20 protein-coding genes and 1 tRNA gene are annotated in these 25,880 nt (G+C 58.0%); 12 read left to right on the top strand and 9 right to left on the bottom strand.

The annotated features are described in order from the left end of the window. Positions 1-1,348, bottom strand: a 1,348-nt coding sequence (locus HMPREF3039_RS03630; RefSeq protein WP_167506693.1) for a hypothetical protein, incomplete at its 3' end; no start/stop codon positions are given. Between the two features lie 401 nt (positions 1,349-1,749). On the opposite strand from HMPREF3039_RS03630, the gene HMPREF3039_RS03625 reads away from it, so the two are divergent. The 3 genes from HMPREF3039_RS03625 to HMPREF3039_RS03615 all read left to right on the top strand — a co-directional run bounded on the left by HMPREF3039_RS03625 (position 1,750) and on the right by HMPREF3039_RS03615 (position 4,229). Next, a tRNA-Asp gene (locus HMPREF3039_RS03625) sits at positions 1,750-1,827 on the top strand. 207 nt (positions 1,828-2,034) lie between these two features. After that, positions 2,035-3,615, top strand: a complete 1,581-nt coding sequence (locus HMPREF3039_RS03620) for a pyridoxal-phosphate dependent enzyme (protein WP_167506694.1) — start codon at positions 2,035-2,037, stop codon at positions 3,613-3,615. Between the two features lie 50 nt (positions 3,616-3,665). Beyond that, positions 3,666-4,229 (top strand): Maf family protein, encoded by a 564-nt coding sequence (locus tag HMPREF3039_RS03615; protein WP_067571893.1) that lies wholly within the window; start codon positions 3,666-3,668, stop codon positions 4,227-4,229. Positions 4,230-4,467: 238 nt separating this feature from the next. Here the strand turns inward: HMPREF3039_RS03615 and hflX are convergent, their stop codons facing one another. The 4 genes from hflX to HMPREF3039_RS03595 all read right to left on the bottom strand — a co-directional run bounded on the left by hflX (position 4,468) and on the right by HMPREF3039_RS03595 (position 10,205). Beyond that, positions 4,468-5,793 carry a GTPase HflX gene (hflX, locus tag HMPREF3039_RS03605; protein ID WP_067571897.1) on the bottom strand — a complete coding sequence of 442 codons (1,326 nt, stop codon included), beginning with the start codon at positions 5,791-5,793 and terminating at the stop codon, positions 4,468-4,470. Between the two features lie 9 nt (positions 5,794-5,802). Continuing rightward, a complete protein-coding gene (locus HMPREF3039_RS14460) occupies positions 5,803-5,934 on the bottom strand; it encodes a hypothetical protein (RefSeq protein ID WP_257227008.1) in 132 nt (43 codons plus the stop codon). A 111-nt stretch (positions 5,935-6,045) separates the two neighbouring features. Beyond that, positions 6,046-8,631: a serine/threonine-protein kinase gene (locus tag HMPREF3039_RS03600; RefSeq protein WP_147549433.1), complete on the bottom strand. Its 2,586-nt coding sequence runs from the start codon at positions 8,629-8,631 to the stop codon at positions 6,046-6,048. 164 nt (positions 8,632-8,795) lie between these two features. Continuing rightward, on the bottom strand, positions 8,796-10,205 hold the full coding sequence (locus HMPREF3039_RS03595; protein WP_167506695.1) for an ROK family protein: 1,410 nt from the start codon (positions 10,203-10,205) through the stop codon (positions 8,796-8,798). Between the two features lie 111 nt (positions 10,206-10,316). Between HMPREF3039_RS03595 and HMPREF3039_RS03590 the strand changes: the two genes are divergently transcribed. Both HMPREF3039_RS03590 and HMPREF3039_RS03585 read left to right on the top strand, forming a co-directional pair. Continuing rightward, a complete protein-coding gene (locus tag HMPREF3039_RS03590) occupies positions 10,317-11,246 on the top strand; it encodes a CPBP family intramembrane glutamic endopeptidase (RefSeq protein ID WP_067571903.1) in 930 nt (309 codons plus the stop codon). Further along, positions 11,236-12,132 (top strand): thiamine-phosphate kinase, encoded by an 897-nt coding sequence (locus HMPREF3039_RS03585; protein WP_067571905.1) that lies wholly within the window; start codon positions 11,236-11,238, stop codon positions 12,130-12,132. The genes HMPREF3039_RS03590 and HMPREF3039_RS03585 overlap by 11 nt, the downstream gene beginning before the upstream one ends. A gap of 58 nt (positions 12,133-12,190) precedes the next feature. Here HMPREF3039_RS03585 and HMPREF3039_RS03580 read toward each other — a convergent pair whose 3' ends face one another. Further along, positions 12,191-14,032 carry a lysophospholipid acyltransferase family protein gene (locus HMPREF3039_RS03580; protein ID WP_067571907.1) on the bottom strand — a complete coding sequence of 614 codons (1,842 nt, stop codon included), beginning with the start codon at positions 14,030-14,032 and terminating at the stop codon, positions 12,191-12,193. 138 nt (positions 14,033-14,170) lie between these two features. Here HMPREF3039_RS03580 and cmk point away from each other — a divergent pair, with 138 nt between their 5' ends. Genes cmk through recF form a run of 3 tightly spaced genes read left to right on the top strand, consistent with a single transcriptional unit; the run spans position 14,171 to position 16,507 of the window. Beyond that, positions 14,171-14,812, top strand: a complete 642-nt coding sequence (gene cmk / locus HMPREF3039_RS03575; protein ID WP_067571909.1) for a (d)CMP kinase — start codon at positions 14,171-14,173, stop codon at positions 14,810-14,812. Further along, a complete protein-coding gene (locus HMPREF3039_RS03570) occupies positions 14,809-15,420 on the top strand; it encodes a lysophospholipid acyltransferase family protein (RefSeq protein WP_067571919.1) in 612 nt (203 codons plus the stop codon). Before cmk ends, HMPREF3039_RS03570 begins: the two co-directional genes overlap by 4 nt. Before the next feature lie 25 nt (positions 15,421-15,445). Further along, complete coding sequence (gene recF, locus HMPREF3039_RS03565) at positions 15,446-16,507, top strand: DNA replication/repair protein RecF (protein WP_067571921.1); 1,062 nt, start codon at positions 15,446-15,448, stop codon at positions 16,505-16,507. Positions 16,508-16,562: 55 nt separating this feature from the next. Here recF and HMPREF3039_RS03560 read toward each other — a convergent pair whose 3' ends face one another. Then, a complete protein-coding gene (locus HMPREF3039_RS03560) occupies positions 16,563-17,066 on the bottom strand; it encodes a flavin reductase family protein (protein WP_067572147.1) in 504 nt (167 codons plus the stop codon). A 162-nt stretch (positions 17,067-17,228) separates the two neighbouring features. On the opposite strand from HMPREF3039_RS03560, the gene rnc reads away from it, so the two are divergent. Further along, positions 17,229-17,924, top strand: a complete 696-nt coding sequence (gene rnc / locus HMPREF3039_RS03555; RefSeq protein WP_067571923.1) for a ribonuclease III — start codon at positions 17,229-17,231, stop codon at positions 17,922-17,924. 141 nt (positions 17,925-18,065) lie between these two features. After that, the gene (locus tag HMPREF3039_RS03550) at positions 18,066-19,406 is read left to right on the top strand and encodes a porin family protein (protein WP_067571925.1); all 1,341 of its coding nucleotides are present in this window, start codon (positions 18,066-18,068) and stop codon (positions 19,404-19,406) included. 63 nt (positions 19,407-19,469) lie between these two features. Here the strand turns inward: HMPREF3039_RS03550 and HMPREF3039_RS03545 are convergent, their stop codons facing one another. Continuing rightward, positions 19,470-20,516 (bottom strand): tyrosine-type recombinase/integrase, encoded by a 1,047-nt coding sequence (locus tag HMPREF3039_RS03545; RefSeq protein ID WP_067571926.1) that lies wholly within the window; start codon positions 20,514-20,516, stop codon positions 19,470-19,472. Between the two features lie 284 nt (positions 20,517-20,800). Here HMPREF3039_RS03545 and HMPREF3039_RS03540 point away from each other — a divergent pair, with 284 nt between their 5' ends. Beyond that, positions 20,801-21,109 (top strand): TRL domain-containing protein, encoded by a 309-nt coding sequence (locus tag HMPREF3039_RS03540; RefSeq protein ID WP_067571928.1) that lies wholly within the window; start codon positions 20,801-20,803, stop codon positions 21,107-21,109. Here HMPREF3039_RS03540 and HMPREF3039_RS14080 read toward each other — a convergent pair. Next, positions 21,106-21,321, bottom strand: coding sequence for a hypothetical protein (locus tag HMPREF3039_RS14080; protein ID WP_067571930.1), 216 nt, complete (start codon positions 21,319-21,321; stop codon positions 21,106-21,108). The two genes, HMPREF3039_RS03540 and HMPREF3039_RS14080, sit on opposite strands and share 4 nt — an antisense overlap. A gap of 276 nt (positions 21,322-21,597) precedes the next feature. On the opposite strand from HMPREF3039_RS14080, the gene HMPREF3039_RS03530 reads away from it, so the two are divergent. Continuing rightward, a complete protein-coding gene (locus HMPREF3039_RS03530) occupies positions 21,598-25,812 on the top strand; it encodes an autotransporter outer membrane beta-barrel domain-containing protein (protein ID WP_067571932.1) in 4,215 nt (1,404 codons plus the stop codon). The last annotated feature ends 68 nt before the right edge of the window (positions 25,813-25,880 follow it).

Raw genomic sequence — 25,880 nt, 5'->3', positions numbered from 1 at the left:
GGTTGGCTTCCCCTATCGTCAATGCGGAACTGGTGTTGTTGCGTTCCACATAAGTACCCAGGGATATTTGCGCCCCATCGAATGTACCGCCTGTAATCGTAATATTGGTGGAACCAATATTTCCGGTGAGGGCAGCGGTAGCGGCTCCATTAATGTAGGAGCCGCCCCAAATCTGGCCTGTGTACGTACCTGATTTGAAAGTCAGGTTGGTTGAACCGGTAATATTGAGAGTGGACGCTCCCGTCTCCACCCAGGTACCCCCGGCAATCATGGCCGCTACGGAGCCATTGCCCATATCCAGCGTCATGTTGGTAGAGGTCAAATTATAGGTGGACGAGTTGACCATGGCACCTGCAAACAGCTTCTTCCCTTCCGCAAACGTGCCGCCTGAAATAGTAGTGGTAGCCCCCTGCGCAAATACGTTTTCATTAAAGATGCCTCCGCTGATATCCAGGAAAACCGAAGCATTCTGCTTGACGGAAATTTCATTGCCTTTTCCCAATCCCAATACATCGGCATTAAACGTGCCTCCACTGATGCTCAGTCTTCCTACATAATTTTTCCCTTCTTCCGTATTGCCGTAATTTACCTTTCCCATGCCCAGCAGGGAAACATTGCTGCCGAACGTTCCCCCTGTCACTGTCAGGTTGACGTCGCCCAGAATGGTAGAGGCATCCACATAGCCGCGAGCGGACCCGGCTGAAACAGTCCCGGTAAAGGTCCCTCCATTAATGGTGAAATTGACGTCTCCGGTATGCTGGAAACCTTCCAGACCTAAAGCGAAAGAGATAATTTCAGAAGGAGCGCCAGTTGTCCAGCCCGTCCACTCTCCCCCATTGATGGTAGCGGTGAAAGTACCTGTTGTAGCAAACCTGACTCCGGCACCTCCTGCATTTCCATCCCCAATCAAAGTCATTCCCGTCAGAGAACCTGCGTTTTCATCTACATTCAGGGTAACATCGGCCGTTACCGTACGCAGAGAGTTGGCCCAAAACATGAAATGAAATCCTGAAGTCAGGGAAGTATCCGCACCTATATTGATGGTGAATTTGTTGTCTCCACTGAGCGTAGTTTCTGCAGCATTCCCCACAACGTTCCACAACTGGACACTGGCATATGTTCCTCCCTCCAGAGTCAGTGTGCGGTCATATCCCCCTTCATAAGTACCGGCTGCCGTGATGTCCGTCATATAAATGGCATCCGGAGAATCAGTCTGCTCCGAAGAAGAACCGCCGGGATTAGTGATCGTATATTGTTCATCACCAAATGTTATCGTCGTTTCTCCGTTATCATCCAGGGTATAGGCAGACCATGCAGGAGAAATGAAGCAGGCAAGGAGAGCAGACAAAAGAGACAGGGGCAGATGTGGTCGCATAATACAGAACCTATTGATAATTAATAATTATAAAATATATTACCTAATACTATTACCGGATTAGAAATCCGGAGTCAATGACAATTTTTAAGGCCAAGGCTTTTAGCAAAATCAGAAAGGGTGGATATAGAAAATGCAAAACATATTAGGTCATAAGATAATTATTTTTGAACAATATCATTCTTAATATTTTATATTATATCTCACATTATTGCGTAATTATTGCACGGATTTCTAATCCGTAGATTTTTCCAGCTTTATCCTCATGATGACGTGCTGGTTTCTGAAAAAGAATTTTCTTTTCTTGCATCTCCGCGAGAGTATCTGTATAAGCCTCCACGTCCCTGCCGCAAGGCGAGACAATCCAAGGTCATGGAGCGGTAGCTCAGTTCGGTTAGAGCGCCAGCCTGTCACGCTGGAGGTCGCGGGTTCGAGCCCCGTCCGCTTCGCCACCTTGCCTTGCAGAAACGACCGCCTCCGGGCGGTTTTTTTGTGCCTTCCCCGGAGCTTTCCCAGAGTCCCGCACCTCCGGACAAATGTTTCCGCTCCGGATTCAGGCATGCGGAAAGCCTCCTGCCAATCCGGCATATTTTACGGGAAGCATGTTTTACTGGAAATGGCGCTTGGGCTTGCTAGAATGCCTCCCAGCAATACAAATCATGAGCACACTTTCGGACCGCCTCTTTGAGGAAATCCTTCAAGCCCGCCAACGGGTTTATGCCGTAGGCGAACCTACTCCCCTCCAGAAATTGAATCTGCCGGCCATTGATGCCCCGGTATATGCCAAACGGGAGGACCTGGGGCCCATCCGCGCCTACAAATGGCGCGGAGCATACAATTGCATGGCGGCCCTGAGCCAGGAAGCCAGGGACAAGGGTATCGTGGCGGCATCCGCGGGCAACCATGCGCAGGGCGTAGCCCTGGCGGCAAGCGTGCTGAATTGCCGGGCCACCATTTTCATGCCGCGCTCCACCCCGGAAGTGAAGCAGACGGAAGTGCGCCGCCACGGCGGCAGCCATGTGGAAATCATCCTTCACGGCGATTGCTATGACGAGACCGCGGACGCGGCCCACGAATACGCGGAAACGCACGGGAGCACCTTTGTCCACCCCTATGACGACTTGGTCACGATGGGCGGACAGGGGACGCTGGCGGATGAAGTGGTGATGAGCGGGGAAGGCCCCTTTGACCGCGCCTACGTGGCCATCGGCGGCGGCGGCCTGGCCGCATCCGTGGCCTGCTGGCTGAAGAAGTTCTGGCCGGATATCAAGGTGGTAGGCGTGGAGGGGGTGGACCAGGCTTCCATGAAGACTTCCATGGAACAGGGGCACCGCGTGAATCTGGATTACGTGGACGTGTTCTGCGACGGCACCGCCGTACATATTCCCGGGGAATATACCTATCCATTGTGCCGGGATTTGATCGACGAGTTCGTCACCGTTACCAACAATGAAGTCTGCCAGGCCATCCGGGCCATGTGGGAATCTTCCCGCGTTGTTCCGGAACCGTCCGGAGCCATGAGCCTGGCAGGGTTCATGAAACAATGGAACGAGGGACGGATCAGGCCGGACGAAAAGAGCTTCGTCGTCATTTCCGGAGCCAACATGGATTTCACCCAGCTCACCCAGATCGCCCGCCAGGCGGGAATCGGCAACCATGAGACGCGCTATCTGCGCATCTCCATGGCCTCCAAGCGCGGCCAGGTACTCAAGTACCTGCGCCACATGCCCCCGGCCACCACGCTGGTGGACGTGCAGTACGGCAAGACGGAGGGAGACACGCAGTACCCCGTATTCGGAATCGCCGCTTCCGACGAAGATCTGGACACCATCCGCACCACCCTGAAAAAGAAGGGCATCGAGTTCGAAGACATCAGCGAAGACGACGACGTGCGCTTCCGCATGATCCATTATCAGGCGGAGTTGTGCGAACACCCCCTGTTCGTCCATATCGAGTTTCCCGAACGCGCCGGAGCCTTCCTGGATTTCATGGAACGCATCGCTGATCTCGCATCCCTGTGCTACTTCAATTACACCTACACGGGGGAACGCGTAGGCCGCGCCCTGGTAGGCATGGAATTCGAATCCGCAGAAGACCGGGAAACCATTCGGAAGCGCATGGCCGGATTCACCCGGAACATCATCCGCTCCATCCGGGAAATTTCTCCGGAAGCCTTCCACCGGATCATGGGAAAGGGGGCCCTGAGCATCGGCAGCCAGACACGGGAAACCGGGAACTAGGAACTGTTCATCCGGCCCGATTCCCTGCCACTTACTATTTATTCCCTCCCATGCTTCCCCCCATCATTCTGGCTTCCCAGTCCCCGCGGCGGAAAGACCTGCTGACGGCGGCAGGGGTGGATTTTTCCACCGTCGTCCGGGACACGGACGAGTTGAAGGACACCTCCATGCCGCCACAGGATTTGTGCCTGTATAATGCCCAAGCCAAAGCGGCGGCCGTATTCCGGGAATATCCCCACGCTACCGTCATCGGCGCGGATACCCTCGTTTTTCTGGACGGCATTCCCCTGGGCAAGCCCCGCGACACGGAAGACGCCCGCGCCATGCTGCGGATGCTTTCCGGACGCACGCATCATGTGTGCACGGCAGTCTCCATCCAGTCTCCGCTGGGCAGGAAGGACATCGCCGTCCTGACGGAAGTCACCTTCCGGGAACTGTCTGACGGAGACATCCGCCGCTACATGGCACTGGTTCATGTGATGGACAAGGCCGGAGCCTATGCCTTTCAGGAACATGGAGACATGATCATCGCCTCCACGCGCGGAGATACGGACAACGTGATCGGCCTGCCGGTGGCGGACGTGATGCATTGCCTGCGTTCCTGGGGATATTGAACGGAACGGATGCCCGGAAACATTCCATCGGAAGCACAACGGCCTCTCCCGTCCACTCGGAACGGAAATCACGCATCCAATTTTCCGTTCCGCGGGAAGATGGCTTTCATCCCGGAACCGGAAGATTACCGTCTTTCCCGATGAAACAGCCTTACGAAAACATGGCGGAAAAATTCCGTACTCCCCGGATTCCCTGCCTCTCCTGATCCCGTCCCCCGGCTTTCGCCTCTTTTCCCGCTCATTCTTCGCAGGAAGGTTCCGCCAGGAACTGGCTTACCTTGTTGTAAAACGCCACGGGCAGAACGGCTTCCACCAGGGCGCCTTCCTCCACATATTCCGTGGAAATCACCATGCCCTCGCTGTGCATGGCGGCGGCCAGGTCACTCCTCGTGTAGGGAATCAGGAACCGGGCGCGCCGGACGCGGCTTTCCAGCATTTCCACGCAGGCGCGCAGCAGGTCTTCCGTCCCCTGCCCTTCCCGCACGGACATGCACACCAGGCTTCCGTTGAAATGGGGAGCCAGGCGCTCCGTCAACGCGGCCCGCTCCTCCTCCGGCACTAGGTCCAGCTTGTTCAGAACCACGATCATGGGCTTGTCCCCCGCACCCAGTTCCCCGAGCACTTCCAGCGTGGTTTCATAATGGCGCACGGCTTCCGGGTCGGAGGCGTCCACCACCTGCACCAGAAAATCCGCCAGAACGGCTTCTTCCAACGTTGACTTGAACGCCTCCACCAGCCGGTGGGGCAGGTTGCGGATGAAGCCGACCGTATCCGTCAGCAGCAAAGGCTGTCCATTGGGCAGTTCTATCTTCCTCGTCGTGGTATCCAGCGTGGCGAAGAGCATGTCCCTGGCCATGACTTCCGAGCCGGACACCAGGGAAAGCAGGGACGACTTACCCGCGTTGGTGTACCCCACGATCGCGGCCGTGGCAACGGCCTGCCGCTCGCGCTCCTTGCGCTGCGTGGCGCGCTGCCGGGTAACCATGACCAGTTCCTTCTGGATGGCTTCAATTCTGGCGCGGGCCAGGCGGCGGTCCACTTCAATCTGTTTCTCCCCCTCGCCCCTGGCGGCGCCTCCGCCGCCCTTCCCGCCTCCGGAACCGCCGCCCTGGCGGTCCAGGTGGCTCCACATGCGGGCCATGCGCGGCAGGGAGTACTGCATGCGGGCCAGTTCCACCTGGAGCGTGGCTTCACGCGTACGGGCACGCTTGGCAAAAATGTCCAGAATGACTTCTTCGCGGTCAATCACGCATTCGTCAATCAACCGTTCCCATTCCCTCTGCTGGGACGGCGCCAGCATGTTGTCAAATACCACGCAGTCCGCCCCGCAATCCACGGCAAGCTGCTTCACCTCCTGGGCCTTCCCCGTGCCGCACAGGAATTTGGCGTGCATGTCCCGGGACTTGACAAGGTGCTTGCCCACTATGCCGATGCCGAGGTTGGAGACAAGGTCTTCCAGCTCGTCCAGCATGGCCTGCTTTTCCCCCGCCTCGGAAGGATCAAAATAGATGGAAACAAGCATGGCCCGTTCCACCATTTCCGGCTTTTCGCGGATTTCAAACATAGGGGCCTGTTAACGGAATTGCTTGCTGGAAGTAGGCTTGTAATCCTTCAGCGCAGATTCCGGATACTGGTTGCAATTACAGCCGCAGGAAGAAAGGAAGCCGGCCACGCAGGCCAGCGTCAGAAAACCGATCAGTCTCATGCAGCTATGAGAACCCGTACGGAGCTCCGGAATCAAGCAAATTCTACTGCATAAACGGCCTGATCAACGACGGATGCGATCACTTTTCCGGACGTTTTTCCCAAACCGGCTCTATTCCGCATCAGTGTTCCCTTCGGGCTTTTCTTCCGCGTCCAGCGCGGCCATCCACAGATTCCATTGTTCGATGAAGGCCCGGTCCATCTGGAGCAGGGCATTTTCCTGCTGGGTGAGGGAGATGGTCTGCGTGAGACTCCCGAAAATAAGAAGGGGCTTGGAGTATGTATCCGCCACAGGAGTGAATTCCGCAGGCTTTTTCTGACGGCATTCCCGTGCCAGCGCATGCAGCGAGTTGAATGCCAGGTCATCCCAGCTGACTTTATAGGCATCGCTGCCTTCCCTGCTTTCCAATGGTTCCACCGTAAGCAAATGCCCCTCCATGCCCGTCACGCGGACCTTGTCCCCGTTTTTCAGAACGAGCGGCTTCCACGGCTTCTTTTCCACCAGTCCGGGCAGAATCTTCTCCAGACGGGAGAACAGCGGCTTCATCCGGTCCGTCATTTCCCGCCGGGCGGCCAGCTTGCTTTTCACGATGGGGGAAGAAACCACCGCCTCCGCATTGCGATAAGCAGTGGAAACCTGTTCATAATCCCCCGTTTTTTCCATGATGCCGGCCGCTTCACGGCAAATGTCGTCATAGCTGCGGAACTGCGCGGCGCGCAGGGCTTCCTGCCGGGCGGCCTCTTCCTGCGCCTTCTTCCGTTCTTCCTTTTCCTTGAGTTCGGCCAGCCGGACGGCTTCCGCGGCCTCCCAGTCCCTGGCCTTCTGGTACTGCATCCGGAGATGGTCCAGAATTCCTTCCAGAGCGGCATAGGACGGAGGCAGGGAGGGAACCTCCCCCGTCATCATCTGTTCACGGAGAAAGTCTGCGGCGGACCGTTTGGCCTCCACTTCCGCAACCGATTTTTCCGGCATGTCCTTCACCTGTATCAGGCGTTCATACTGCACGGTATATTCCTTCAGGTTGCTGAGCCACGCGGAGGCCAGCTCCCGCACGCTCCGGTCCCTGTCGTCGGCGGTTTCTCCGGCAATGAGATCGCGGAAAGCTCCGTATTCAGGCCACATCCCGCCGAGGTACCAGCATTTGAGCGCCATTCCCGCATAATAATGCACGGCCAGGTCGGAATTGCTCCGCAGGCCGGGCATTCTGGAATTCCAGTCCTTGGCGCCCAGGTACATGACCAGGTTGCTGACGTCCCGGGAGCGTTCCAGCTCCACAGGGTCCTTGCAGTCCCGCACCTTTTTGCCCAGCTCTTCCAGCCGCACGACTCCTTCCGGAAACTGTCCCCTCGCCCACATGCACAAAACCTGGTTCACTCCCGCCCAGACGGCGGTGGAAAGCGGGCAGTCCGGCTGGTCCGCCAGATCTCCGAACATGGCCGCCGCCTTCACCAGATCCCCCCGGTTCACGGATTTCTGAGCCTCGTTGAACAAATTGCCGAAGCGGATGCTCCGCTCCAGCCTGGATTCCACGGCAGCGGCATCCTCCGCGGTCGTTCCCGTTCCCACGGTGGGGGGCTGGACCGGAGGAACGGCGGCGGAAGCGGCATGTGCGGCTTTGCGCCAGGAGATGACGCCCCACGTCCCCAGAGCCAGAATCGCCAGGGAAGCAAGGGACAGAATAAACACCAGACGGTGCTTCCTGCGCCGGGCGCGCCGGGCATCAGAGGCACGCCGTTCCGCCCAGGTCAGGCCGGTCTCCTGCATGCCCCGGGCATATTCCTCCTGGGCCTGTTCCACGGCAGCCATCAGCTCCGGATAGGAGGAGAAGCGGTCCTCCTTGTTGAAGGCCATCAATTTGTCCACGATGAAACAGGTCAGCGGGGAAATGTCGTTCACCACCTGGTCCAGCGGGGGAAGGTTTTTCTTGCTTTCCAGCAGGATGTCCGACGACTGGGAGGCATCCACCCGGGGCGGGGCGCCTACCAGCATATGGTACATAGTGGCCCCCAGGGCGTACATGTCCGTGCGGAAATCTTCCTCCCCGCGCAACAGGGTTTCCGGAGCGGCGTAATAGGGAGTTACCCATATTTCCCGTTCCATGTCGGACTCGCTGTGCAGCAGGGACAGGCCGAAATCCACGATCTTGGCTTCTCCGTCCGGAGCCTGGAGAACATTGGCGGGCTTGATGTCCCGGTGCATGAGGCCCGCATTCCAGGCGGCGTCCAGGCCGCGCACGATGTCCAGGGCTATGGACAGCACCTTGTCTTCCGGCACGCGTTCCTCCGCCGTAATCAGGGAATCCAGGCCATTGCCCTCCACCAATTCCATGGCAATGTAAAACAGTCCCTGGTCATGCCCCACGGCATAAATCTGCACCAGGTTTTCATGGGATACCCTGGCCATGATCTGGGCCTCCCTTTCAAATCGTTCGCTGCGGACGGCATCCCCCGCATACGTTTCATTCAATACCTTCAGGGCCACTTCACGCCCCAGCACGGAATCTTCCGCACGGAAAACCACGCTCATGCCGCCCTTCCCCAGCTTCCCGGTGATCCGGTAAGGCCCCATGCGCGTCTTGACACGGGTCATGGCTCCGCAATTCGGACAAACGGCATTCGCGTAAGGAGGCAGCAGGGAAATGTCCATGGCCTGCCCGCACTCCGGACAATTGATGATGTTGTCTTGCTGGGAACTCATGAATGCACAGCCGTCTGCGGAAGAAAGAATGGAAAAACGGAGGCGTCCCTTCCACGTCCTTTTTTGTTTTTTGAGCAGCCGGAAAAACCGGCCGGGGGACGCATGCTCCGTATATGGCAAGGAGGGACCCTGTCCGGGTCCCTCCTGTAAATTCCATCCGTTTGTCAGGAAATAGCCGGCAGAGAGGCCGCCGCTACGGCCTGGCCGTGGCGCTTGGTCTTTTCATCCGGCACGCGCAGCTGGATCTTCAACTGCGGGAATTCGGTGCGCAGCACTTCTTCAGCCTTGTCAATGATGATCTGGCCGCCGTCCCCGGAAGCCACACGGCCCAGGAAGAGCAGGTTGCGGATATCGTAAAACCTGGCGTAGTGCGCGATGGCATAGCCGAAGTGCACGCCGATGGTTTCATAAATCTTGCGGGCGCGTTCGTCGCCTTCGGCCATGGCGGCCTGCACCTTCTTGAGCTGTTCCGGGAAGGGCATGCCTTCAAACTGGAACCCGGCGCGGGGGGCCAGACGGGCCACGGCCTGCTGGGAGAAGTAGAGGGCGCCCACGCCCATGTCCTTGGACCATTCGTCCACGCCGCCTTCCTCGGAATAATCCACGGGGGCGAAGGCGAGTTCGTTCAGCCAGGGCTTGATGTGGCCTTCCGGGTCCACGTAGCCGGCGGCCTCGGAAGTGCCCATGGCGACGCCGAGCACGGCGTTGTCGTTCATGCCCATGGCTCCGGCGAGGGCGGTCACTTCACCGTCGTTCACCACTTCAAAGGGGATGTTGTTCCATTTTTCCTTCTGCAGGGTGCGGAACACCTTGCCCAGGGTCTTTTCAATATCCTCCTGGCTCACGCCGCGGAAGAGGGAGGAGGTGCGCACCTCGCTGTTGATGATGACGCCGGCGGAGGAGCCGCCGATGGCGTCCACGCGCGGAAGATGGGCGGCGGCGCGTTCCAGGGAGTCCTGGATGCCTTCAATGTGGTACTGCGGGTCCTTCTGGAAATACGGGTCCCACACGACTTCTTCGGAGAAAACCACTTCCCCGTTGACCACGGCGGCGCACTTGCGGTCGGAGCCGCCCAGGTCAAAGCCGATGCGGTAGCCGTCCAGATTGCGGCCCAGCGTCATGGAGCCGGAATATTCGTCAGGCAGTTCCTCTACGGATACCTTCTTCACCTCAATCGGGGAGCCGTAAATCTTCTTGCCGATGAAGTCCCAGTCAAACTCACGGATGCCGCCCTTGCAATAGCGGGAGGCCAGCATGTCCGCAATGGCGTCATCACCGGCAACAAGGATGATGTTGCCGCCCTTCTGCCACAGCAGGAATTTCACGATGCGTTCCACATAGGTTTCATTCAGGGCAACGTTTTCTCCGGTATGGGGAAGAAGCTTGCCGGACCAGCGGAAGCAGGTCCCGTCATTGCGGGTCAGGGCGATATCCACTTGATGGGAGGCAGGATCGGCAGCAGCTTTGGCTTCAAATGCTTGATTCCAAAGAACGGCCGGCACAAAGCCGGGGTCCAGCACGGGCGTGATTTTGGGTTGAATATTCATGGCGATAATCCGTTGCGAACGTAGCATACCCGCTTTTCCTTGAAAAGTATTCATTCCCTTCCGAATGATTTTTTTTCAGGAACGCGGCGCGATAGCTCACTTTCTTCTGGCAAATCGCCATATTTCCACTAAAGAAGCATGTACCTTTCCCCGGCCAGCGCCGCGTTGCCGGGAACGGCGCGTCATTCCAAGCTCATCTGCCCCATGAATGAATTAACGGACCAGCTCATCACCCTGTTTTCGGCCACCTTGATCGCCATCATGCTTATCGCCGTAGCAGCGGGCGTGTGCCGCCAGTCCCAGGCTCACGGCATGAAGCGTCCGCTGAAATGGAATATTCCCGTCGATCATCTGGACGGACTGGACATGGCAATGTGCGGCATCGTGGTCCTGTACTTCAGCATGGGCGCCCTGATGGCCGCGGCCACGCCTCCCGGCGCTTCCGCCCCGCCCACCACCACAAACATGGAGCTGGACAGCTACAAGGTATTCAACGGCACCTGCCTGAACCTCATTCTGGCCTTCGTCCTGCTGGTGCGCATGTTCCACAGCGGCAGAATGGAGGCCCTGGGACTGAAGAAGCATTCCCTGAAAATCCTGTTTTACGCGCCCGTCTACGGCTACCTGCTGGTTCTCGCGCTCCATTTCCTTCTGGCCCAGATGGGGCTGTTCGAATGGATTGAGCGGGTGACCCACGCCCCGGCGGAACAATCCATCGTCTCCGTGCTCCGGCATTCCGACAACATCCCCCTCATTGCCGTCATCTGCTTCAGCGCCGCCATTGCCGCGCCCATCGTGGAGGAACTCATTTTCCGGGGCTACCTGTATCCCATCATGAAAAAATACACGGGAGCGTGGTTCGCCCTGATCAGCAGTTCCCTTCTCTTCGGCATCATCCACGTAAGCCTGGTTCCCCTGATTCCCCTGGCCCTGTTCGGGGCCATCCTGGTGCTGCTGTACGAATACACCGAATCCATCTGGACGCCCATCATCGCCCACTGCATTTTCAACACCGCCACCCTGGTCAACATCCTCTACCCCGGCCTGCTGCTGCCTTATGGCTCATGATCCCGCCATCCGCCAGGTGGGGGAAGACTCGCTCATACGCCGCCTTCTTCCCCTGATGACCGTCAACGACGGGCTGATCACCGGACCCGGAGACGACTGCGCCGTAGCCAGAGGCGCCAGGGGAGCGGACCTGCTCCTGAAGACCGACTGCGTGGTGGAAGGCATGCACTTCCTCCCCGACACGGAACCGGAACTGATCGGCAGGAAGGCTCTGGCGCGCGCCGTATCGGACATCGGAGCCATGGGGGGCGTGCCGCGCCATGCGCTGGTCACCCTGCTGATTCACGCGGACCGCCCCGTCTCCCAGGTGGAAGGCATTTATACGGGGATGCGGCGCTTGGCGGAACAATTCGGCATCAGCCTGGCGGGAGGGGAAAGCTCCGGCCTGCCGTCCGACGGGCTGATCATCAGCGTGGCCCTGACCGGGGAAGTCCCGGAAGGAAAGGCCGTCCTGCGCAGCACTGCCCATGCGGGCGACCTGATTGCCGTCACGGGCGTGCTGGGCGGCAGCTTCCCCACGGAACACCACCTTACGTTCACGCCCAGAGTCAGGGAAGGCGGCATTCTGGCCGCCTCCGGACTGGTCACGGCCATGATGGACCTTTCCGACGGGCTCGGCGCCGACCTGCCGCGCTTGGCCGCCGCCTCCGGGCTGGGATTCCGGGTACAGGAAGAACTGCTGCCGGTCCGGCAGGGATTCACGGCGGACCAGGCCGTTGCGGACGGAGAAGATTACGAACTGCTGATGACCTTCCCCCCCCGCCGCCGTGAAGAAATCCTGCGCGTGGCCTCCGAACGTTTCCCGGAAACGCCCCTCACCGTCATCGGTGAAATGACGCCGGAACCTTCCTCATCCCTCCCCGGAGGATACAGGCATTTCCAATAACCGGCGGCTCCGGAAAAACAGGAGGCCGGAAAAAGCCGAAGAAAGGGCCTGAAAAGAGTTATTCCGCCGGCTGCCCGCTTTCCTGCTCCTGCTGAATATAGGGCAGAAGCTGTTCATACGTGGCCTTGCCCAGGTAGCGCTTGATGGCACGTTCCGGAGTCTTGAAAATATCCACCAGAATGAGGCAGTCCAGCACATCGCCGAAGTTCTTGTCCACACCGAAGGAAAGTATCTTCCCGTTCAGTTTGATATACTGGCGGAGCAGCACGGGAATTCCCTTGCCGTCCTCCTCCACGTCCGCCACCAGCTGAGACAATCCCTGCGCATCCGTCAGGCCGATGGGCAAAATGCAGGATTCCGACCTCTTCAGGTCCGCCTTGCGCGGCGGATTGTAGGCCTTGACCTCCCGGCTCAGTTCCGGCTCCATTTCATGCGCTTTCAGGTAGGAGACGATCAGGGCGCGGGAAAGATTGGAATAGTCGCGGGAAATGCTCACCGTCCCGAACAAATAGCGGTAATGGTGGTTGCGGGCCATGAACTGGCCGATGCCCTCCCAGATGAAACCGAGAGCCAGCGGCCTTTTCTGGTATTCCGGCACAATAAAGGCGCGGCCCATCTCCAGGGATCGGTCCAGGACTTTGAGGGCCGCCGGGGAGAATGAGAAATATTCTCCATTGTACAGCCCCTTCACCCCGTAGCGGGCAATGATCTTGTCCGTCTCTCCCATGCGGTAGGCGCCCGCAATCTTCTTCTGGACGCGGTCCCAGAGGAACAGGTGCTTGTAATGGTTATCGTACGTGTCCAGGTCGCATGCCTTGCCGGACCCTTCCCCCACCTGGCGGAACGTGTATTCCCTCAGGCGGCCTATTTCAATCAGGATTTTGGGAATCTGGAGGGCATCCGCCACGTACACGTCCCAGTCCCCGTTCTCCTGCCGCGCGTGCAGGCACTCCGCAGGAAGGGCGTCGATTTCCGTCTGTATGTCGTTGGGGGGCACGGGAGGAATCAGGGAAGCCATCTTCGCCTTCTTGTCCTTCCTGTGCACATGGGGGCGGCGGCTCTTTTCATAACCCTTGCCCAGCAGATAGGTGCGCAGGCGCAAATGGGAAACCAGCGCCTCGTCGGAATCATACTGCCCCAGCTGGCTGAAGGAAATGGGCTTGCCCACCACGATGCGGTGCGTACGGCGGCCGTCCCGGCCCACTTCACGCGGCAGGAACGCGACGCGCGCCTTGCGGTTGATCAGGGAAATCCCTTGGAAAAGCAGGCTGTTGCGCCCCGGGAAATACACCGGAACCACCGTAGCCTTCGTCAGCCGGATAATGGCGGCAATATTGGAGTTCCACGGATCGTCCGTCACCCGCTTGTGGGCCAGGGAAAAACTGGAAGCCGTTCCGGCGGGGAAAATGCCCAGCACGCCGCCCTTGCGCAGCCACGCAATCATCTTCCGCATTCCGGACAGGTTCTTGCGTTTGGCGTTCTCATCCTCGTACACGTCCACCTTGATCAGCCAGGGTTCCAGTTCCTGGCACAGGGAAAGCTGTTCATTGGCAAGAATGCGCACATCCTCCCGGACGCGGGTCAGCAATTCCCCGAACATGATGCCGTCCGACAGGCCGTGGGGATGATTGGCGACGACAACCACGGGCCCCTTCTTGGGAATGTTTTCCAGGTCGCCGGGCCTCAGCTGCAACTTGAGGTTCAAATGCCTGGCAGCCAGCTGGAAGAAGTTTTCCGGGGATCCGGACTCCTTGTCGCGGACGATCTTGTCGTACGCCCTGTTCAAACGTTCCAGACCCAGCAACTTTTCAGCGGACGCCGCCACCAGGGAAGGGAGACGCGTATTTTCGTCCAAAATGTCTTTGATATCCACCATCTTCGGGTGCTTGAGCCGGCCCATGCCCTGCTGTATAACGGATTTACGGGAAAAAGTGAAACTCTTTTTCCCATGCCGTCCGGAACGCGGTCTTGATTTCCGGAGGGGCGGCAGCTACAATCCGTACAGCTTCCGCCCCCATTTCCAACACAAAAAACACTCATGCACCCAGCCATTGCCATTGACGGTCCCGCCGCTTCCGGTAAATCCACCGTCGCCAAACTCATTGCGGACCGCCTCGGCTACACCTTCATCAACACGGGGGCCATGTACCGGGCCGTCACCTGGTACATGCTGGAACAGGGAATAGACCCGGCGGACACGGACGCCGTGCTGGCCGCCCTGCCCTCCGTTCCCCTCTCCTTCGGCAAGGACGGCAGCCGCTCCATCGTCCTCTGCAACGGCTCCCCCCTGACGGAGGAACTCACCCGGCAGGAGGTCAACGACCACGTATCCACCATCGCCGCCATTCCGGAAGTCCGCTCCCTGCTGGTGAACCGCCAGAGGGATTACAACCGCCAGGAGCCCGTAGTCATGGAAGGCCGGGACATAGGCACCGTGGTCTTCCCGGACACGCCGTTCAAGTACTTCGTCACCGCCTCGGAAGAAGTCCGCGCCGCGCGCCGCGCCGCTGAAGGGCTGACGGACTCCATCGCGGAACGGGACCGCAAGGATTCCTCCCGCGCCACCGCGCCGCTGGCGCAGGCGCAGGACGCCCTGCTGGTGGACACGTCCGACATGAGCATTGACCAGGTCGTCAACTTCATTACAGACAACATCCAACAAAAACTCTCCGCCAGATGAACTCCTTCTACTGGGTTTTCTACACGCTGTTCAAAAGCATCTCCAAGGCCTTCTTCTCCTGGAAGGTCGTCAACAGGGAGAAGCTCATTGAGGACGGCCCCGTGCTGATCGTCAGCAACCACCAGAGCTTTCTGGACCCGCCCATGCTGGGCATCTCCTATGAGGAAGGCATCTATTTCTTTGCCCGCAAAACCCTGTTCAAAGGCATCTTCAAATGGGCGCTCCCCCTGTGCCAGGCCATTCCCATCGACCAGGAAAACCCGGACGCCGCCAGCCTCAAGCACGTTATCCGCCTGCTGAAATCCGGCAAGCGCGTCCTCGTGTTTCCGGAGGGCTCCCGGACGCCGGACGGGGAAATCCACGACGGCATGGGCGGCATCGGCCTCATCCTGAGCAAAACGAAAGTCCCCGTGCAGCCCCTGCGCATCAGCGGAGCCTTTGAGTCCTTCCCCATCGGCTCCTCCTTCCCCAGAATCCACCCCGTCACCGTGACGGTGGGAGACCCCGTTCCCTTCACCCCGGCGGAACTCAATGCCAAGGGCAAGGCGGCATACCAGCATTTGACGGACAAAATGATGGATGCCATCCGGGCCCTTCCCACGGAATAATCCCTTCCCCGGACTCCCGCCGGCCATGCTCTCCAGGCTGAAACTGATAGACTTCCGCTGCTACGGCAGCTTTTCCTGGCAAATACCCCAGCAGGGAGCCGTCATCCTGGGAAACAATGCCCAGGGAAAAACCAGCCTGCTGGAGGCGGTCTGCTTCCTGCTGCGCCTGCAATCCCCGCGTACGGCGCGCCCTGGTCCCCTGGCGGCCCACGGCAGGCAGTCCTTCGGCATCCGGGGGGAACTGCCGGGACAGATCCGGCGCATCCTGTGGACTCCGGATGCCCCGGACCTCCAGGTGAACGGGGAACCGCGCAGGGACCAGCGCAGCTACCTGGCGGACAGCTATCCCGTCGTCTGGATGGGCAACGACGACCTCTCCCTGGTACGGGCCGGAGCCGATGCGCGGCGGAAATACATGGACTTTCTGGGCACCCAGTGGCACCCCGGCTACCGGACGGCCCTGTTCAGCTACAGAAGGGCGCTGAAAACGCGCAACCACCTGCTCAAGCACAAAAGCCGGGACAGGCTCCAGATAGACGCCTATACGCGGCAGCTCGCCCTGTACGGCACGGAATTGAGAAGCCTGCGCGCCAGCCTTCTGGAACTTCTCCTGCCCCACATCATCATGGCGTACCGCCGCATCGGCGGCAGGGAGGAACAGGTAGGGGCGGCCTACCGGGCGGCGGAGGAAGGAGACCTGTACGAACGGATGTGCGCCGGGCTGGACCGGGACATCCGGTACGGCCAGACCCAGAACGGCCCGCACCGGGACGACCTGGAAATCACGCTCAACGGCAGAAGCGCCGCCCAATTCGCCTCGGAAGGGCAGCAGCGGACCATAGCCATTTCCCTGAAGCTGGCGCAGTCATCCCTGCTTACGGAAGAAACGGGACACACGCCCATCCACCTCATTGACGACGTCTTCGGAGAACTGGACCCCACGCGCCGGATTGCCTTCCTCCAGGCCCTGCCCGCGGACGCGCAGAGCCTCATCACCACCACGCACCTGGACTGGCTGCACAACACGCCCTGCCCGCTTCCGGCCTTCCAGCTGGAAAACTCCACCCTCAGGCCCGTTCAGGGCTGAATTTCCCCGCCAGTACCACACCCGAAGCGGCAGGCGGCAAACCGCTCCAACGGCGCTATTCCTCCACCCAGGCATTCAGTATCTCCACGATGTACATCTTGTGGAAATCTCCCGCCGCATACCATTCCGAGGCAATGGCCTTGTCCAGAAAGCATTCCGGTTTCAGGGCCTCCGCATACAGCTTGCGGCATTCCAACACCAGCCTGGCTTCCCTAAAGCTCACGTTGCCGTTCTCCGTAACATACGGCGTCAGGCCGGAAGCGGCCACTTTGTCCGTATCCCGGCCGCTCGTGGTTCCACAAACGCTCAGCGCCTTATGATATTCATGGCTGAAAAAGGACAGGGTGAACTCCTCCCCCTTCTCGATAAAACCGAACGTGTACCTCTGCGGGCGGATCACGACGAATGCTACGGGCCTCTTCCACATGAAACCCAGGCCTCCCCAGCTTGCCGTCATCATGTTGAAATGTTCCGGCGTCCCTGCGGTCACCAGCATCCAGTCGTGCCCGATCAACTGCACGGCATTATCCCGAATTTCCTTTGGATCAATCTTTTTCATGGTGTTCATCATTATCTGTGCCGCTTCCATCCTACACCCCGTCATTCATATGTCAAAGCCGCGCCGCGGCCTGAATGACGCGGAGCGCCCCCTCCCTCCAAATCCCGGAAATGAGCCTGTTTGGAATTGCTTTTCCCGTGGAGCGGCCCTAGCATTTTCCCAATGAATTACGCTGCGCTGGAAGACAAGCTGGGCTATCGCTTTAAAAATCCCGACCTGCTCAGGCAGGCACTGACCCACCCCAGCACGGACAGCAGGCCGGAAACGCGCCTTACGTACGAACGCCTGGAATTCCTGGGAGACGCCATCCTGCAACTGGCCGTCACGCAATATCTTTACCTTCACCTTCCCCAGGCTCCGGAGGGGGTGCTGACCCAGCTGCGGGCCCGCACCGTCAGCCGCGCCAATCTGGGCAAATACGGATTCATCCTGGAACTGGACAAATACATCACCCTGGGCAAGGGAGAGGAAAAAGCCGGCGGCAGAAACAAAAACTCCATCATCGCCAACACCTTTGAATCCGTCTTCGGCGCCATGTCCCTGGATTCCGATTATGAAACGGCCAGGGCCATCGCCCTGCGCGTTCTGCACGACGCCCTGGACTCCGCCGCCAGCCATCCCAAGGAAATCAACCCGAAAGGGGAGCTCCAGGCCATCCTGCAGGACATCCTGCCGGAAACGCCGTCCTATGAAACGGAGGAAAAGGGGCCCAGGGACTCCGCGGACCGTTTTGAATCACGCGTATTCTGGCACGGCCATGCGGTCGGCGCCGGCCGCGGCTCCAGCAAAAGAAAGGCGGAAGTAGCGGCTGCAGCAGATGCCCTGGCGCGCCGGGAATGGGTCCACATCACCTTGTAAACGCTGGCGGAACAAGTGGCTATTTTGTCACTCTTAAGCCTTGGACAGCCCTATGGCTGGTTTGATAGACAGAAGCCGTCTCCGTGAGGAAGAACTCCCCGGAAGACCTTCTCACAGACACACACCAACCATAGAACAAAAATGAAAACCTATACCCTCCCCGTCATCGGCATCATGACCCTCGGAGCCGCCGCCTTTGCCAACACGACGCCGTCCAAGGCCTCCACCGGGGACGTCCTGCTGGCCCGCGACAGCTTCTCCACCTGCCAGTGGCTCGGCGACCGCTTCAAATGGTTCAATGCCGAACGGGACCACAAGAATCCCTACATTCAGGAATTCAACGTCTCCCTGCGCATGCAGTACGGCATGGACTGGATCGACCCGAACGGCGAAGGCCGCGTGATGGGTGAAAAGGAAGGCAACGGGCGCCGCTTCAACGATGAATGGCGCCGCTTCCGTGCCGGATTCAACATGAAGTTCCTGAAAAACTTCAAGCTCAACAACGTCTGGAACATCGGCGGCATGGACGGCCTTGAAAGCTATAATGCGTCTGAAAACCGCTGGGACACTTCCGACCTGACCTATTCCCTCTATGAATTGAACCTGGAATACAAGGGCGGCCCCATCACCTACGCCATCGGCAAAATCAAGCCGCGCATCACCGGTGAATACCGCACCTCCTCCTCCGCCATCCTCACCATCGAACGTTCCATGCTGGTCAACCAGCTCCGTTCGGAAACCAACTACGGTTTCCAGATGAACAATTCCGACAAGAACGACAAGATCGGCTGGGCGGCAGGCATCTGGCTGAACGGCAACGGCGGCACCGGGACGGGCAGCTTCAACAACCGCATTGAACCCGCCTTCAACTCCCAGGACAACTGCTTCGTTACCGGCACCCTGAGCTACGACACCTCCAACGACGTGTTCCTCAAGAAAAGCCGCCTGTGGCTGGACTATGCCCACAACTTCACCAAGTGGGGCGACGACGCCCAGAACAAGGCATACGACAACCTGCACGACTACAGCTTCAAGACCAAGTACCAGGGCACGGGCGCCAAGGACGTGGTGGCCCTGACCTGGGAAGGCTCCCAGGGCAACTTCTCCCTGATGACGGAAGTCATGGCCGGGTTCAACGTCATCGGCATGAAAGCCGGCGCTGAAAACGTCTTCGGCGTGACCATCATGCCCTCCTACAAATTCACGCCGAACTGGGAAGGCGTGGTCCGCTACCAGATGGCGGCAGGCAGCAACGCCGTGAAGTGGGAAAAGCGCTACACGCAGAACTCCACCTATTCCGGCACTTCCGACTGCATGCAGGCCCTCTATCTGGGCGTCAACTACTACATCTTCGAATGCAATCCGAACATGGCCAAGATCATGGCGGGCATCGAATACGCCCATTCCAACGGTACGGACGCCAGCAAGCAGAAGGGCTTCACCGGCTGGAGCTACAACATCGCGTTCCGCACCAACTTCTAACCATCCCGGGAATATCTTTCCCATTTATCAAAATGGCCATCCCTATGATGGGATGGCCATTTTTCATAAAACCTTGCTTTTCCGGCAACCGCTCCAGAAAATGGCTGCCGTCATCTCTGTAACGCCTTCCATATTCAAATATCTGGTTCTCAACAAATCGGAGGAAGAATGCCCCATTTCCAGCTGCAATACATGCAAATTCTTGAAATGCCTGGCAAAATAACTGGCGAACGTATGCCTTAAAATATCCGCAGTCCATTTCTTCTCCTTTCCGTCCCAGCCGGCCAAGCGCCTCAGCGCCCTCCACTTCGCCGGCCAATTACGCGGGCACACGCTTCCTGCCCGGAACCCCATGGCCGCCGCTCTTTCCAGCAGGTTTCTCAAAACCGGCCTGATCGTCACGATGCGGGCTCCTCCCGTCTTGCTATGGCGCGCCCTTAAGGAAACCACGCCCTCCCGTAAATCAATCTGTGCCCAATCCAGGCGCCTTACCTCCTCCGGGCGAATGCCGGCATACAGCATAAGCCCAACCGCAGCCAGGCACGCCCCGCTGGCATATTCCGCCGCCGCCAGCAACCGGCGCATTTCTTCCAGGGACAATACGGGAATGGAACTCTCCTTCAGCCTTGGCAGGTCTACATACGCCACAGGGTTTTCCCGGCACCAGCCGCGTTTCACCGCTGTCCCGAAAACACCGCTGAGCACCAACCGGGCCTTATGCCTCTGTCTGAGCGTGCCAAATGATTTTTCCAGCCAGGTACGGCATTCCTGAGGCGTAATAAAACGTACGGGCCTCCGGGCCATTTCCGGACAGCACCTTAACAAACGCTGGCTGATATAACGGAAATCGTCCCTGGTTCTTTTTCTCCGGTCATACCGGGCCTCCATAGCCTCATCCACGGCCCTCCTGAACGTCACGGTTTTTTCTCTGGCAATCAATGCCTCCTCTCCCAGCCGGATGCATTCCCTCGCTCTCTTCCTCCGGCTGCCGCGTCCCTTGCTGGCTTGCAGCAGTTCATGTGCCAGCTGAGCGGCTTCCACCACGTCCAGGCCTGTTTTTCTTAAAATATACAGCGCCGCATGATCCATTGCTGAGATATCTTCTTTCATTCCGTCTATTTTGCCGCGGTTTCGGAATCCGTAGTCAAGTAAAAATAGCCGTTTAATAATTAAAAAGTTCAGTAATTCCATGCTATTTCCCTGCACCGTACCCTCATGCCGGTAATTCTTGTCCAGACCCTGTAATGACAAAGAGGACGCAGGAATTCCTATACGGATTCCGAATTCGCTATTCGCAGATACAGACCTTCTCTTTTGGGTATCCGCAGTTGCATGACGCTGCACGACTCCCCATCAAGAGAGAGTCAGCCAAACCAATTAATTGAAATCCGATAATGAAAAAACTCCTCATCCTGCTCTCATCCTCCGCCCTTCTCTGCAGCTGCGGCGGCGGACTTACGAGCCATCCCATGGGGCTGGTATATGCCAACGTATCAGACCCCATCGCCGTTACCAATTCCTCCGGCTCCCGTACCGGGGTAGCTACGGCCACTTCCTACCTTGGCCTGGTTGCCGTGGGCGATTCCTCCATCTCCGCCGCCAAGGCCCAGGGAGGCATCAGCACCGTCTCCAGCGTGGACGTCAAGCGTGAAAACATCCTTGGCGTTGTCAGCAAGTACACCACCACCGTCAAAGGCAACTAATCCTCCTGCGGTGTCTTCATACCGCCGTGCGCCTCCCGGCGCACGGCTTTCGCCCCTTCCTGTTTTTCCTTTCTACTCCTTCTATAACTCATTATCTGCCAGATTATATGAAAATTCATCTGCCTTGCACTCTCCGCAGAATACTGCTCTCCCTGCTCCTTCCGGTCGCCGGCACATCCCTGTCCACGGGTGTCGACCTTTTCCAGGACCATGAGGGAACGCTGTCTTTCAACAATAAAAGCCAACCCTTCCTATATAACTGCGACCTCTTTGAACCCACATTACTTATTTCCTTCCAGAATAACAAAGCCATAGAATTCCTTAACAACACTGCAACAAGTGACGACCCACTGGGTGGAGCCATCCTTGTGAACAAAAGAGCCCATAATTCCTCCTACGGTCAGGTGGAATTTCTGAATAACAGAGGACCCATCAAATTTATCAACAACATTGCAACAAGTGGAGGTGGAGCAATAGCTGGTGGAGATTTGAGTCTGAAATTTGAAAGCAATCTTGGAGAAATCCGCTTTGAATCCAATCATGCTGGTGGATCCAATTATGCTGGTTCTTACGGAGGAGCTATTTACGGAAGGGAAGACAATGAATTCACGTTTAAAGACAATAATAACGTCATCTTCCTGAATAACTCGACAATCAAGATTAATGATTACGACACACAAGGGGGAGCCATTTTCACTTATGGATCTGTCAACTTTGACGGGAACAACCAAGTCGTATTTATCGGCAACAGTTCCCAGTCCGCCGGTGCCATCTACGCCAAATCCCTCAGCATTGCCAACACAAAGGAGGAAGTACTCTTCAAGGACAACAAGGCAACAGGAAAACTTTGGTCACCGGAGACAGCTTATGGAGGAGCGCTCAAGATTTTTTATTCTAACGGCGGTTTCCACTTCGATCTCACCAACAATACATCTGTCCTGTTTGAAAATAATACGGCGACAGGCAGCGGCGGAGCTATTTATCTAGATGGAAACGGCTCGACTGCCGACAATCCTGTATTCCAAAAGAACAAACAATTGGCTTTCATCGGGAATTCCTCGGAAAACGGTGACGGAGGAGCTATTGCAAAACGTGAGCAAGATGGAAACACACTCATCTTCCAGGAAAACGGAACCATCCTCTTTGAGGGCAACACGGCAGAAGGGATGGGCGGAGCCATATCTACCGGATCCCTCTCTATCACGGGAAACGAAACGGTCACCTTCACGGGCAACAGCGCCGGAACCGCAGGCGGGGCTATCTCTGCCAACGGCGGAACCGTCTCCCTCGTAAACAATGAGGCCGTTGAGTTCCGGGGAAATTATGTGAAGCAATACGACGGAGAAGGGGATCTTGCCGGAGCCGTGCTCAATAGCCTCGGACGCTCAGAAGGGTGGGCCCTTTCAGTCGAACTTTCCACCAGAACAGATGGCGGGACAATCACCTTCTACGACCCCGTCGAAACATCGGGTGTTGATCACCATCTGAACAGCTATGATGATAATGAAGGCAACACCGTGACGGGAACCGGAGACATTGTATTTTCCGGTCTTCATGCGGAGGATGATTTGAAGAATATTTTTGAAACTCTGGGACTGGATGCGACCGGGGAAACTTTTCAGAATTGCCTGACGGAATCCCTGACCTCTTCCATGAACGTCGGCGATAGCGTCACTCTTCATGGAGGTTCCCTGAAAATCAGTGACGGCGCCATTCTGGATATTTTAAATGGGGATTTCAGCGGAGGCAATTACATTGCCAAAACCGGTTCCCTTACAGAGATTTCCAATAACGGCACCCTGAAGAGCGCCCGTGACGCCACGTTCGAATCCGGCGCCAACTTGCGGATTACCCAGGCGGCCATGACGGCGGAAAGAAACTTTACGTCATCCGGATATGCCTGCCTTTCCCAGGGAACGCTGGATATTGGAGGGAACACTTTCCTGAAAGACGGGGGCAGGTTCGAATTCCAGAACGGCTCCTCCCTCACGTCAGGAGGCAGGTTTACTGTTCAGGAGGGTTCCGCCGTTGAGTTTGCGGGATCCGGCCATAAATTAACTGCTCAGGAGATCGTATTTGAACAAGGCTCCTATCTGGACCACTACCGTGGAACGGGGTCAACCTTGAAGGCGCAATCCGTCACCATGACGGGAGCGGAGCTGTGGCTCAGTCCCCAGAATGATGGTTACGCATTAACCGCTGATGCGAACCTGAGCCTGACGGACAGCACCATCTGGCTCACCCCTGAAAGCCATGATGGTATTTCTTTCACTTATGGTGCCAACGGCATCGACATCACCGGAACACTTACTGTTTCCGGCACCACCACCATCAATCTGAGCAGCGAATATGAACACTCGGAGGGCAGCAGCCTGACGCTTTTCCGCCTCAACGGAAAAACTGTCGGAAGCAATTTTACCGGCAATATCTCCGACTGGACGCTTCAGACCTGGATGGAAACTTATGACGCGGGTACGCAAACCTGGATAAATACCTTCAACCCGCTGGAAAATGGAGAACTCGCTGCCACGGTCCTGTCTGACGGAAAATGGGGCGTCATCCTGAAACTGGAAGGAGGGTCAACGCCTACGCCCGGTGAAAACGATATCTATGTATATACCGGAGAAGAAAAGTCCATCACTGATCTGAGCAAACGCGTCCACCTCCTGGGCGGCACGCTGGACGCGACCGGCATCCCCCGGGACACGCCGCTCACTAATCAGATTATTGTAGAAGGCACAGACGGCCTGCTGGTCATGAACAGCGACCAGACCCTGCTCCTGACAGGCAATCTGACGGGCAAGAAAGGGATCGGCTACGACATTGACGGAACCGGCGGCAACAGCGCCGGCGGCGTCGCCATCGGCATCAGCAACGGCTCCCTGAACAGCGGTACCGTTGACCTGAACGGGGAAAGGTACAACATCGCCTCCCTGAATGTCCGCAGCGGCCTGGCCAGTATTAAAGAAACAGCCTCTCTGGGCCACGAAAACACAGTCATCACCGTTGGCTCCTCCCGCAACAGCGGAGAAACCAACGCCTCCCTCATCAATAACGGCTCCATTCAGGGCAGCTCCCTTACCGTGAACTCCGATGGCTCCGTGACCAACAACAAGACATTGAATGTCGCGAACATCACCCTGAACGGCCAGTCCGCCCTGGCCAACACGGGAGATTTGACGGCTGAACAGATCGCCGTGGCGCAAGGCGCGCACCTGAACAACGGCGGCTCCCTGGCGGGGGAAGTCACCCTCCAGGGCAAGATGGTCAACAACGGCCAAAGCTCCGGAACCGTTCTGGTTCAGCGTGGCGGCAGCCTTTCCGGAGGCGGCGTTTTTGACTCCGTCACCATTCAGCGGGGAGGACTTCTGGACATTCAGGGTGCGCCCTTCTTCAGCAGCCTTACTTTTGAGGAAGGTTCCGGAATGGGCTTTTCCATCAACGGCATCACCCCGTTCAGCGCCGGGATGAATGCGGCAGAAACCTATTCCCACGCGACCGTGGAAACCCTGACGCTTGCCGGGACGCCGACCATTGAAGTGAACATCGGTTCCGGATTGATTGCCGCCGGTTCCGAGTCCTTCACGCTGAACCTGCTCCAAGCGACGGAAATCCACGGAGATGCCGCGCTGGGTGAACAGCTCCGCCTCACCGGAGAAACCGGCCTGCTGGAAAACGGCGGGGTTCTGAACTGGAATCCGGAAACGGGGCAGCTCACTTTCTCCGGCACGCTGAACCTTGCCGCCGCCTCCAGTCTGGCTGGCAGGGATGCCGCGCTGCTGGCAGACACCCTCTGGAGCAGCGTCTCCTCCGTCGCTTCCTTCGCCCGCACGGCCAGCGAACAAGGCAGGGTGGCCGGAAACAGATCCTCCCGCCTGTGGGGAGCCGGCCTGGGATATTTCACCTCCATGTCCGCCATGAACTCCCTCAGCGGATTTTCCTATCAAGGTGGGGGCTATGCCGTCGGCACCGATATGGCTGTCGGAAAGAACGCCGTGGCAGGAGCCGCGTTCGGCCAGATGTTTGGAACTCACAAGAGCGACCATTCCCTGCTCTCCGACAAACAGAGGGCATTCATGTTCGCCCTGTACGGCAATGTCCGCAAGGAACTCGCCGGAGGACATGAGCTGAATCTCTCCGGCTACTTCTCCTACGGCAGCGTTGATCATACCGCCAGAACGCATGTGGGCGGCTCCCGGCAAACGCCCGGACGGGCTCACTGGGATGACAATGTTTACGCCTTCGGACTGCTGGCCAACTGGGACATCGCGCTCAGCGATACCCTCACCGTATCCCCCTATACCGGGATTACCTACATGTACGGAACCCAGGGACCCATTCAAGAAACCTTTGACGGCGGCAGCCGCTCCTTTGGAAACGGAGGCCTGCAGTCATGGAGCATTCCCGTGGGCATCACCCTCAAGTCCGTCTGTGAACTGGACAACGGTCAGGCTCTCCTGCCTGAACTGAGTGTTGCCTATGTAGGCGACATCGCCCGCAGGAACCCGTACGCCCGCACCTGGGCAGCCGGCCAATCCGTCACCGGGCGGGGGCATGCCCCAGGCAGGCACGCCCTGCTGACCCGCGCCGGACTGGGGTGGCAAATCAACAGAAACTGGCATGCAGGAACCTATTACACGCTTGAAGTCCGCAGCGGTCAAATAAACCAAAGCGTCAACCTCAGCGCCTCCTACAGTTTCTAACCCTCCTCAGCGGGCTGAGGAATGCAGCCGGATTCCCCAGCCCGCAGCCTGCTTGTCAGGCAACCCTG

This window comes from Akkermansia sp. KLE1798 (genome assembly GCF_001580195.1).
Taxonomy (GTDB): Bacteria; Verrucomicrobiota; Verrucomicrobiia; order Verrucomicrobiales; family Akkermansiaceae; genus Akkermansia; species Akkermansia biwaensis.
The sequence above is the reverse complement of the archived record's forward strand: the minus strand, read 5'-3'. Positions and strand labels throughout refer to the sequence as shown.

Bases quoted from the DNA above. Each gene is read 5' to 3' on its own strand.
- HMPREF3039_RS03585 (WP_067571905.1), top strand. From the start codon at position 11,236: ATGGCTCATGATCCCGCCATCCGCCAGGTGGGGGAAGACTCGCTCATA.
- HMPREF3039_RS03550 (WP_067571925.1), top strand. From the start codon at position 18,066: ATGAAAACCTATACCCTCCCCGTCATCGGCATCATGACCCTCGGAGCC.
- HMPREF3039_RS03570 (WP_067571919.1), top strand. From the start codon at position 14,809: ATGAACTCCTTCTACTGGGTTTTCTACACGCTGTTCAAAAGCATCTCC.
- HMPREF3039_RS03595 (WP_167506695.1), bottom strand. From the start codon at position 10,205: ATGCTACGTTCGCAACGGATTATCGCCATGAATATTCAACCCAAAATC.
- HMPREF3039_RS14460 (WP_257227008.1), bottom strand. From the start codon at position 5,934: ATGAGACTGATCGGTTTTCTGACGCTGGCCTGCGTGGCCGGCTTCCTT.
- HMPREF3039_RS03590 (WP_067571903.1), top strand. From the start codon at position 10,317: ATGTACCTTTCCCCGGCCAGCGCCGCGTTGCCGGGAACGGCGCGTCAT.
- cmk (WP_067571909.1), top strand. From the start codon at position 14,171: ATGCACCCAGCCATTGCCATTGACGGTCCCGCCGCTTCCGGTAAATCC.
- rnc (WP_067571923.1), top strand. From the start codon at position 17,229: ATGAATTACGCTGCGCTGGAAGACAAGCTGGGCTATCGCTTTAAAAAT.
- HMPREF3039_RS03580 (WP_067571907.1), bottom strand. From the start codon at position 14,032: ATGGGCCGGCTCAAGCACCCGAAGATGGTGGATATCAAAGACATTTTG.
- HMPREF3039_RS03615 (WP_067571893.1), top strand. From the start codon at position 3,666: ATGCTTCCCCCCATCATTCTGGCTTCCCAGTCCCCGCGGCGGAAAGAC.
- HMPREF3039_RS03545 (WP_067571926.1), bottom strand. From the start codon at position 20,516: ATGAAAGAAGATATCTCAGCAATGGATCATGCGGCGCTGTATATTTTA.
- recF (WP_067571921.1), top strand. From the start codon at position 15,446: ATGCTCTCCAGGCTGAAACTGATAGACTTCCGCTGCTACGGCAGCTTT.
- hflX (WP_067571897.1), bottom strand. From the start codon at position 5,793: ATGTTTGAAATCCGCGAAAAGCCGGAAATGGTGGAACGGGCCATGCTT.
- HMPREF3039_RS03540 (WP_067571928.1), top strand. From the start codon at position 20,801: ATGAAAAAACTCCTCATCCTGCTCTCATCCTCCGCCCTTCTCTGCAGC.
- HMPREF3039_RS03560 (WP_067572147.1), bottom strand. From the start codon at position 17,066: ATGAAAAAGATTGATCCAAAGGAAATTCGGGATAATGCCGTGCAGTTG.
- HMPREF3039_RS14080 (WP_067571930.1), bottom strand. From the start codon at position 21,321: ATGGTCCTGGAAAAGGTCGACACCCGTGGACAGGGATGTGCCGGCGAC.
- HMPREF3039_RS03620 (WP_167506694.1), top strand. From the start codon at position 2,035: ATGAGCACACTTTCGGACCGCCTCTTTGAGGAAATCCTTCAAGCCCGC.
- HMPREF3039_RS03600 (WP_147549433.1), bottom strand. From the start codon at position 8,631: ATGAGTTCCCAGCAAGACAACATCATCAATTGTCCGGAGTGCGGGCAG.